Source organism: Nonomuraea guangzhouensis (assembly GCF_019396345.1).
GTDB classification, from domain to species: Bacteria; Actinomycetota; Actinomycetes; order Streptosporangiales; family Streptosporangiaceae; genus Nonomuraea; species Nonomuraea guangzhouensis.
In genome coordinates, this window is the sequence record NZ_JAHKRM010000031.1 from 158,005 (window position 1) to 166,366 (window position 8,362).

An 8,362-nucleotide genomic window follows, 5' to 3' on the forward strand; every position below is an offset into this window, starting at 1 on the left:
CGCGGCCATCGGTCCGCTGCGGCCTGTCGCTGATTGAGCTGCTGGTTGATTCGCGCACGTACGTCTAGGTTGTCGGTGCGCCGTGGCCGGTTGTCCACCGCAGTCGGTTATCCACATGGAGCTCCCGCCCCGTGGGGCGGCCGGCGCCTTCGTCCACAGCGTGGTGTCCGAGCTGGACACCCAGATCATCCACAGGGGATCCACAGGTTGTGCACAGGCCCTGAGCGGCTCCGGGAAGGGCCGACACTAGCCCTGTGCACAGCTGTGTTCAAGCGTTGTCCACAGCCTAGTGGCACCTGGACCCACATACTGTGGACGCGGCCGGGGCGGTGGAAAACCCGCATGTGGATTAGTGGATAACTCGTTGGGGCCGGTCGCCAGTTTGACCTGAGGCATGCTTGCCCCGTAACGTGCCATGGTCGGCTTGTCACGCGACGGCTATTTCGCGTGCCCTCGCTCTCTTGGCAAGCCAGCCATGTGTGTATCAGCGCCCTTGCGGCGCACCTTCAAGCCTGGAGCCCACCCGTGAGCAAGCGTACTTTCCAGCCGAACAACCGTCGCCGCGCGAAGACCCACGGCTTCCGGCTGCGGATGCGCACCCGGGCCGGTCGCGCCATCCTGGCCGCTCGCCGCCGTAAGGGCCGCGAAACGCTGTCGGCCTGATCGACTCGCGTCCGATAGTCCGCCCGCCGGTGAAGTCCGCCGGCGGGCGATAGGCGTATATGGTGCTTTCCCGTCATTCCCGCATGCGACGCGGGGAGGAGTTCGAGGCGGCCGTCAAGCGTGGCAAGCGCGCGGGTCGTCCCACTCTTGTAGTGCATCTCGGCATTTCTGGGGATTCGACGCCTCTGGTTGGTTTCGTGGTGAGCCGAGCCGTCGGCGGCGCCGCCGTCAGGAACAAGGTCAAGCGACGGCTCCGACACCTGATGCGGGACCGTCTCGACCGGCTCCCGCGAGGTAGCCTGCTGGTGGTACGCGCCAATCCACCGGCCGCGTCAGCGCGATACGAGCACCTAGCCGCCGAGCTCGATCTCGCGTTGGATCGTTTGCTCAGGCGGCGCGAGTCCGCGATGGATGGACACAGATGACCGAGCAGCCGCAAGGGATGCCGAGCCTCGCCGCTCGGGCGTTGATCATCCCGATCCGGTTCTACCGGGCCTTCATCAGCCCGATGCTCGGTCCGCGCTGTCGTTTCTATCCGTCGTGCAGTGCTTACGGGCTCGAGGCGATAGCCGTACATGGTGCATTGCGCGGCACATGGCTGACTGTCCGGCGCATCGGGCGGTGCCACCCATTCCATCCCGGAGGTATAGACCCGGTGCCCCCACGCCCGGTTCGGTCCCACGAAACGCAAGGGAGATAGCTCGGTGGAGCTGTCCTGGCTGAGCTGGCTCTATGAAGCCGTAGCCCATGTCATCATCTGGATCCATCAGGGATATAGCACATTCCTCAACCCGGACAGCGGGCTGACCTGGGCCCTGACCATCGTCACGCTGACCGTGTTCATGCGGGTTCTGATCTTCCCGCTCTTCCTGAAGCAGATGCGCTCGTCGAAAAAGATGCAGGAACTCGCCCCCAAGGTGGCGGAGCTCCGCAAGCGTTACAAGAACGACAAGCAGCGCATGAACCAGGAAGTCATGGCGCTCTACCAGGGAGCGGGCGCCAATCCGCTCGGTGGCTGTCTGCCCGTGGTCGCGCAGTTCCCCATCTTCATCTCGATGTTCACCGTGCTGCGGGCCATGGCCGACGGCCGCCCGGTCTACGGCATGACGCAGCAGCTCGTCGACAGCGCCCGATCCGCGCACATCTTCGGCGCGCCGCTCCCGGCCAGCTTCTGGATGTCGCAGGCCCAGGTCGAGGGTTTCGGGGCCACCGTCGTCACGACGAAGATCGTGCTGGGTGTGTTCGTGGCGATCAGCTCGCTGACCACGTTCCTCACCGTCCGGCAGAGCGTCACGCGCTCGATGGCCCAGATGCCGGACAACCCCATGGCGCAGCAGCAGAAGATCCTGATGTACATCTCTCCGCTGTTCGCCTTCTTCAGCCTCAACTTCCCGCTGGGCCTGATCATGTACTGGGTCACCACGAACCTGTGGACGCTCGGCCAGCAGCACTGGTTCTACAGCCGGCACCCGATGCCGCAGTTCGACGCCAAGGGCAACCCGGTTCCGGTTGAGCCGAAGCCCGGCCTGCTCACCAAGTTCCGCAAGCCCGCCGCCACTCCGGAAGAGGACGTGCCTCCCGCGCCACCGGAGCCTAAGATCATTCGGCAGCAGCCCAGTCGCCAGTCCCGCAGCAAGCGCACCGGCAGCAAGAAGTCGTGAACACGAAGGAGAGGCCGGCCATGACCGAGGCCGAGCAGGAGAAGGCTCCTGATCTCAACGCGCTCGAGCAGGAAGGCGAGATCGCGGCAGACTACGTCGAGGGTCTCCTGGATATCGCCGACATCGACGGCGACATCGACATGGACGTCGAAGGCGACCGTGCGCTGGTGTCGGTCGTCGGCCTCAAGGGCACCGGCCTTGTCGGGCCCGAGGGCGAGGTTCTGGAGGCGCTCCAGGAGCTGACCCGCCTGGCCGTCCACCGGCAGACGGGGGAGCGGTCCCGGCTGATGCTCGACGTCGCCGGTTACCGGGAGCGGCGGCGCACCGAGCTCACCAAGCTCGGCACCGAGATCGCCAACGAGGTCAAGGAGAAGGGGGAGCCCAAGGCGCTGCACGCCATGACCCCCTTCGAGCGCAAGATCGTCCATGACGCGGTGGCGGCCGCCGGGCTCCGCAGCGAGTCCGAGGGGGAGGAACCACACCGGTACGTGGTGGTACTCCCGGCCTGACCCGCCGCGCTTCGCGCGTAGGCTCGCTGACCGGCCGCCGTCCCCGCACTCGGGGGATGGCGGCCGGTCCGTGTACGGGGGTCGCTTTCGGCGGGTGGGGCACCACCGTACAAGTGGGGACTCGAGCCGCAGAGTGTGCTGAGTGTGGCGCGCGAACCTCATTCAGGCTGCCCCGCTAGTCTGCCAAAGTGATCGCACGCCTAGCCTTGGGTAGAGACCACCGCCCGGCGCGCCACCCGCCCACAACCCCCCAAGGAAGGGCCACCAACCAGTGACCGATGAGCTGCCGCCTCCGCCCGACGAAGCGCGTGAGCTGCCGTCCCCGCCCGCTGTGGCGCGAGACGTCTTCACGGGCGATGCCTGGGACCGCGCACAGGCGTTCGCCGAGCTCCTGGCCGGCCCCGGGGTGGTACGCGGGCTGCTGGGCCCGCGCGAGGTCTCACGGATCTGGGATCGCCACCTGCTCAACTGCGCCGTCGTCGCCGAGGCCGTCCCGCAGGAGGTGCGGCTGGTCGACATCGGCTCGGGCGCCGGTCTGCCGGGCCTCGTGCTGGCGATCGTCCGGCAGGACATCACGGTGACCCTGCTGGAGCCGCTGCTTCGCCGTACCGTCTTCCTGGAGGAGTGCGTCAAAGCGCTCGAACTGGACAACGTCGAGGTGTTGCGCGGCCGCGCGGAAGAATTGGCAGGCAAACGTGAGTTCGACGTCGCCAGCGCCCGTGCGGTCGCGCCACTTGACCGGCTGCTGAAATGGGCCATGCCACTCCTTCGCGAAGGCGGCGAGTTGATTGCCATGAAGGGGGAGCGCGCCGCGGAAGAACTTGCCGAGGCGGAGCCCCAATTGCGGGCCTGTGGGGCGAGGACAGCCGAGCTTGTGACCGTCGGGCGCGGTAAGGTCGAGCCGCCTGCAACATTGGTTCGGGTGGTAGCGGGTCGTGCGCCGGTGTCCGGTAGGCGGCGACAAAGGAGGTGACGGTCATGCCCATCGCGTCAAGCGGTCTTGGCTGGCCGGACAGCCCTCTGTCCGAGAGTCCCAGCGGGGTTGGCTGGCCCGAAATAGGCGTGTCGCGACAGCCAATTCCTGGCACTGGCCTGCCACTGGTTGAAAGGATGGCCAACGTGACCCAGACCCCCCTAAACCCCGGTGATTCGCCGTTGGTACGAGAGGCGCTCAGCTCAGTGGTTTCACGTGAAACATCTGCCACCCAAACGGCCGCAGCCCAGTCAGGCCAAGCGCCCGGGGGAGGCGACGGCGCCTGGCCCAGGCCGCCCAAGTGCCGGGTGATCGCCGTGGCGAACCAGAAGGGCGGCGTCGGCAAGACCACGACCTCGGTCAACATCGCCGCCGCACTCTCCATGCACGGCCAGCGCGTACTCGTCGTCGACCTCGACCCCCAGGGCAACGCCTCGACGGCGCTGGCCACCGAGCACCGTGGCGATGTTCCGGACGTCTATCAGGTGCTCGTCGACGACCTGCCGATGGCCGACATCGTCAAGGAAGTGCCGGACATGCCGGGCCTCTACTGCGCGCCCGCCACCATCGACCTCGCCGGCGCCGAGATCGAGCTCGTCTCACTCGTCGCCCGTGAAGCCCGCCTCCGGCGAGCGCTGACGGCCTTCGAAGCGATCGAGCTCGACTACATCATCATCGACTGCCCGCCATCGCTCGGCCTCCTGACCGTCAACGCCCTGGTCGCCGCCGAGGAGGTCATGATCCCCATCCAGTGCGAGTACTACGCGCTGGAAGGCCTGGGCCAGCTCCTCCGGAATGTCGACCTCATCAAGGCACACCTGAACCCCACGCTCAGCCTGTCGACGATCGTCCTCACCATGTACGACGGCCGCACCCGGCTCGCGTCCCAGGTCGCCGACGAGGTCCGCGCCCACTTCGGAGAGACCGTCCTCAGCACGGTCATCCCACGCAGCGTCCGCCTTTCGGAGGCCCCCAGCTACGGTCAGTCGGTCATGACGTACGACCCCGGCTCCAGTGGCGCCATGGCCTACATGGACGCCGCCCGAGAAATAGCCCACCGCGCCATCGCCTGACCTTCCGTCGTGCCGTTCGGCTGATCTCGTACGGCCGGACGAACCTCGTAGGACAGGGTGCGGCAGTCGGCTCTTGTTTCGACAGACGGGGCCTACGGGCTGCTTCCGTGCACCGGCCGCTCCCGGATGGCCGTTTGCTCTTTTCCCGGACGGCCGTCACAAATGGCCCCCAGCACGTTTCTCACAGCCGACTCCCCGAACCCGCCCGCTCAAAGACGACAACCCAAACTGACTGTTTCCTCGCCACAGGCGCCCTACGGACTGCCGCACGGCCGACCGACGGCTCGTGTTCCATGGACCGCCTTCCACGGAGCTACCGGACCGCCTTCCTTCCACTGAACGGCTTCCAGACCGTCCACCGCAGCACGGCCTACCGGAGCACGGCCTACGGGTCCGCCTTTCGCGGACGGACCTCGGACCGCTTCTGCGGGCGGTCCCGCTGGCAGTCCTACCGGTGTGCCGTCATTAGCGTGTCATCACTGGCATGTCACCATCGGCGGCCGGCTTGGCATCATCGAACACGCCTGCCCCGTGTCGATCGCCCACGTCCGCTACGGCGCTTGATCCCCGCCGACCACGCCACTTCCTTCACACATGGCCTTCCTTCACCCACGACAATTCGGAGTGTCTGAGCCACCTCGGGTGTCCCGGTTGGGCCCAAGACGCGTCCACGCCTCCCGCCGTCCTCCGGCGGATGCCCTCGGCACGTTCGCGAAGCGCCCGCCAGTGGTCTGGAGGTACTCGCGACGCCCTGGGGCACGCACTGCACGCGCGTCGAGCGTGTGGCCCACTAGCGGGAGCGGTCAGGCATATTCGTGGCGCACGCACACTCATGGGGCGCCTCATCACGCTCGTGGCAAGGCGTCGACAGGCCCAAGGACGCACGGCGCTTAATGAAGCGCAGCACACACACGCACAGACCCGCGTACCCGCGGACACGCCGAGCCCGCGGACTTGCCGTACCCGCGGACATGCCGGACCCGCCGAGCACGGGGATGCGCCGGACCCACGGACACGCCGAACACGGGGACGCGCCGGACCCACGGACACACGAACAATACGATCACGGAATCCACGTCCCGAACCCCACATCACTCCAACTACGCCCGGGCGGGATCCTTTTGAACAGTCGTCTCCGCGGTGACACTCATTGGGTAGGCCTGCGGAGGGCATGCCTGGTCGGATGTGTACGCGTGAGCATGTGGCGGGGTAATTCCGGAGGAACCGCGCGTGGCGAGCGGGCACCCCGTTGCGTTGACGACGGTAACCTCTCCTGGAGTGACCGGAATCGGCCCGGTGGATGAGGAGACGCAGTGAGTCAGCAGCGGCGGGGATTGGGCAAGGGGCTCGGGGCACTCATCCCGACCGGTCCCATCGTTGACGGCACGGGGACAGTCGCCCCCGCGAATGGAGCGACGGGGGAGCCCACTGGCCCGAGGCCAATTGCCGGAGCCTACTTCCGGGAGATCGCCCTCAGCGCGATCATTCCCAACCCACGCCAGCCCCGCGACGTCTTCGACGACGACCGCCTCAAGGAACTGTCCGCGTCCATCCGCGAAGTCGGCCTTCTCCAACCAATCGTCGTACGCTCCGTGGGCGGAGGCCAGTACGAGCTCATCATGGGAGAGCGCCGCTGGCGCGCCTGCCAACTGGCCGAGCTCGACCCGATCCCCGCGATCGTCCGCAACACCCAGGACGACGAACTCCTCAGAGACGCCCTGATCGAAAACCTCCAGCGCGAGCAACTCAACGCCTTGGAAGAAGCCGCCGCATATCAGCAGCTTCTCGACGACTTCCGGGCGACACACGAACAGCTCGCCCAGAAGGTCGGCCGCTCCCGTTCCCACATCACCAACACCCTGCGCCTGCTCAACCTCCCACCGGAGGTTCAGCTCCGCGTCGCCGCCGGCACTGTCAGCGCCGGGCATGCCCGCGCCCTCCTCAGCCTCGACAGCCCCGAAGAACAGATCAAACTGGCCAAGCGAATCGTCGCCGAACTCCTCTCGGTCAGAGCCGTCGAAGAGATCGTCTCCCTCGGCAGCTCAAAAGCGGCCCCCAAGGCCGCCCGCGAACGCCAGCCCAACAAGCCGTCGGCACCCGGCCTCGTCCACCTCGCAGACCGCCTCTCCGACCACTTCGAGACCAAGGTGAAGGTCGACCTCGGTCGCCGTAAGGGACGCATCGTGGTGGAGTTCGCGACGATCGACGACCTTGAACGCATCATCGGCACCATGGCCCCCGAGGCCGTACGCGCCATGAAAGAGACCGAAGACTGACCCCTGTTTCACGTGAAACCATCGCCCAGCAAACTCCCCGCCACCTAGGGCTGTTCGCCAGGTAGCCCGTGTTTCACGTGAAACACTCCTAGCTCCTCTCCGTCTCCGCCAGCACTGCCGCGCCTGATGAGCGCCACCACATCACCCCCACCGCTCCACCTCCTTCCGCCGCCGCCCTTTCCGCCGCACCTCTCCGACTTCGGTGCCGCGCCGCGCTTCTCACTACCGGACCGAACCGCCGCCCGGACCGAACCGCCACCCGGACCGCGTCGCCGCCCGGAGCGCGTCGGCCGCACTGCCTCCCTTTTGTCGCGCTTCTCGCGCCGCGCTTCGCTTCTAGGCCACCTATGTATGCGGCGCCTTCCAAACGCCGTGCCTCATTCGTGCCAGGCGCCGGTCGCCGGGTCGCCGGCCAGCGCTGCACGACCAACCACAAGGGCAGTCACGAACGGCGAACGAGGGAGGTCGCGCGAACGCTTCATCGCATGGCGGGTATCGCGGAACTTCAGGGCGGAGTGAGTGTGCAGGGCGATGAGCGCGGAGAGGTTCGGCACGGAGCGGTGGTGGCTGAGTGCACCGGGGCTCGAGGCGTAACGCTTCCGAGCGGGGTGGGCTCAGGTTGGTGAGGCAGGGCGCGGTGCGGTGAAACGGGGGCGTGGCGGGAAATGGCGAGGCGCGACGGAGCGGGGAGGGCGGGCAGGCGAGGAAGGGCGAGAGACGAGGGGGCGAGGAGCGAGGGGCGAGGAGGGGTGGCGGAGCGCGGCGGGAAATGACGAGGCAAGGCGCGGCGGAGCGAGACGCGACGAGATGCGACAGGGCGCGGCGGGGACCTGATGAGGCGGTGCTCGGCGCGACGTGACGAGGCGCGACGAGATGCGGTGCGGCGCGAGGGGGCGCGGCGCGAGGGGGCGCGGCAGAAGGCGAGCCGGGGCAGCGCGAAGGGAGGGCCTTGGTCGAGGGTCGCGGCGTGACTGAGTTGTGTTCAGGGCTCGAAGCGTGATTGCTCCGAACATGACGGAGGTGAGCGCCAAGGAGCGAGGTTGCGTCCACGGGAGTGGTGTACGAGTTTGACCTGGCCACAAGCGTGGCGTCGTGAAATGACGACGGCCATCGCGTGATCCTTCGAGTAGCAAGATCAAGATCGAAGGAGATCCGGCGATGCCGCAGACAACAGTGTGACGCCCGCGCAGTGGCTGGCACGGCAGAT

The 8,362-nt window shown here is 67.2% G+C and carries 9 protein-coding genes; 8 read left to right on the plus strand and 1 reads right to left on the minus strand.

Features of this window, described 5'->3' with window-relative positions; genetic code table 11:
- Positions 1-525: 525 nt before the first annotated feature.
- The 8 genes from rpmH to KME78_RS48320 all read left to right on the plus strand — a co-directional run bounded on the left by rpmH (position 526) and on the right by KME78_RS48320 (position 7,155).
- On the plus strand, positions 526-663 hold the full coding sequence (gene rpmH, locus KME78_RS48285) for a 50S ribosomal protein L34 (RefSeq protein WP_093172456.1): 138 nt from the start codon (positions 526-528) through the stop codon (positions 661-663).
- A gap of 59 nt (positions 664-722) precedes the next feature.
- Entirely contained in the window at positions 723-1,088 is a 366-nt protein-coding gene (gene rnpA / locus KME78_RS48290) for a ribonuclease P protein component (RefSeq protein WP_281429083.1), read from the plus strand.
- 17 nt (positions 1,089-1,105) lie between these two features.
- Positions 1,106-1,363 (plus strand): membrane protein insertion efficiency factor YidD, encoded by a 258-nt coding sequence (yidD, locus tag KME78_RS48295; protein WP_246653492.1) that lies wholly within the window; start codon positions 1,106-1,108, stop codon positions 1,361-1,363.
- 4 nt (positions 1,364-1,367) lie between these two features.
- Entirely contained in the window at positions 1,368-2,324 is a 957-nt protein-coding gene (yidC, locus tag KME78_RS48300; protein ID WP_219536727.1) for a membrane protein insertase YidC, read from the plus strand.
- A 20-nt stretch (positions 2,325-2,344) separates the two neighbouring features.
- Positions 2,345-2,833, plus strand: a complete 489-nt coding sequence (locus KME78_RS48305; RefSeq protein ID WP_219536728.1) for a Jag family protein — start codon at positions 2,345-2,347, stop codon at positions 2,831-2,833.
- A gap of 271 nt (positions 2,834-3,104) precedes the next feature.
- Positions 3,105-3,806 carry a 16S rRNA (guanine(527)-N(7))-methyltransferase RsmG gene (gene rsmG / locus KME78_RS48310; RefSeq protein ID WP_372455106.1) on the plus strand — a complete coding sequence of 234 codons (702 nt, stop codon included), beginning with the start codon at positions 3,105-3,107 and terminating at the stop codon, positions 3,804-3,806.
- A 137-nt stretch (positions 3,807-3,943) separates the two neighbouring features.
- Entirely contained in the window at positions 3,944-4,879 is a 936-nt protein-coding gene (locus KME78_RS48315) for a ParA family protein (RefSeq protein ID WP_219536729.1), read from the plus strand.
- A 1,313-nt stretch (positions 4,880-6,192) separates the two neighbouring features.
- The gene (locus tag KME78_RS48320; RefSeq protein WP_219536730.1) at positions 6,193-7,155 is read left to right on the plus strand and encodes a ParB/RepB/Spo0J family partition protein; all 963 of its coding nucleotides are present in this window, start codon (positions 6,193-6,195) and stop codon (positions 7,153-7,155) included.
- Between the two features lie 377 nt (positions 7,156-7,532).
- Here KME78_RS48320 and KME78_RS48325 read toward each other — a convergent pair whose 3' ends face one another.
- Positions 7,533-7,709, minus strand: coding sequence for a hypothetical protein (locus KME78_RS48325; protein WP_219536731.1), 177 nt, complete (start codon positions 7,707-7,709; stop codon positions 7,533-7,535).
- Positions 7,710-8,362: the final 653 nt, after the last annotated feature.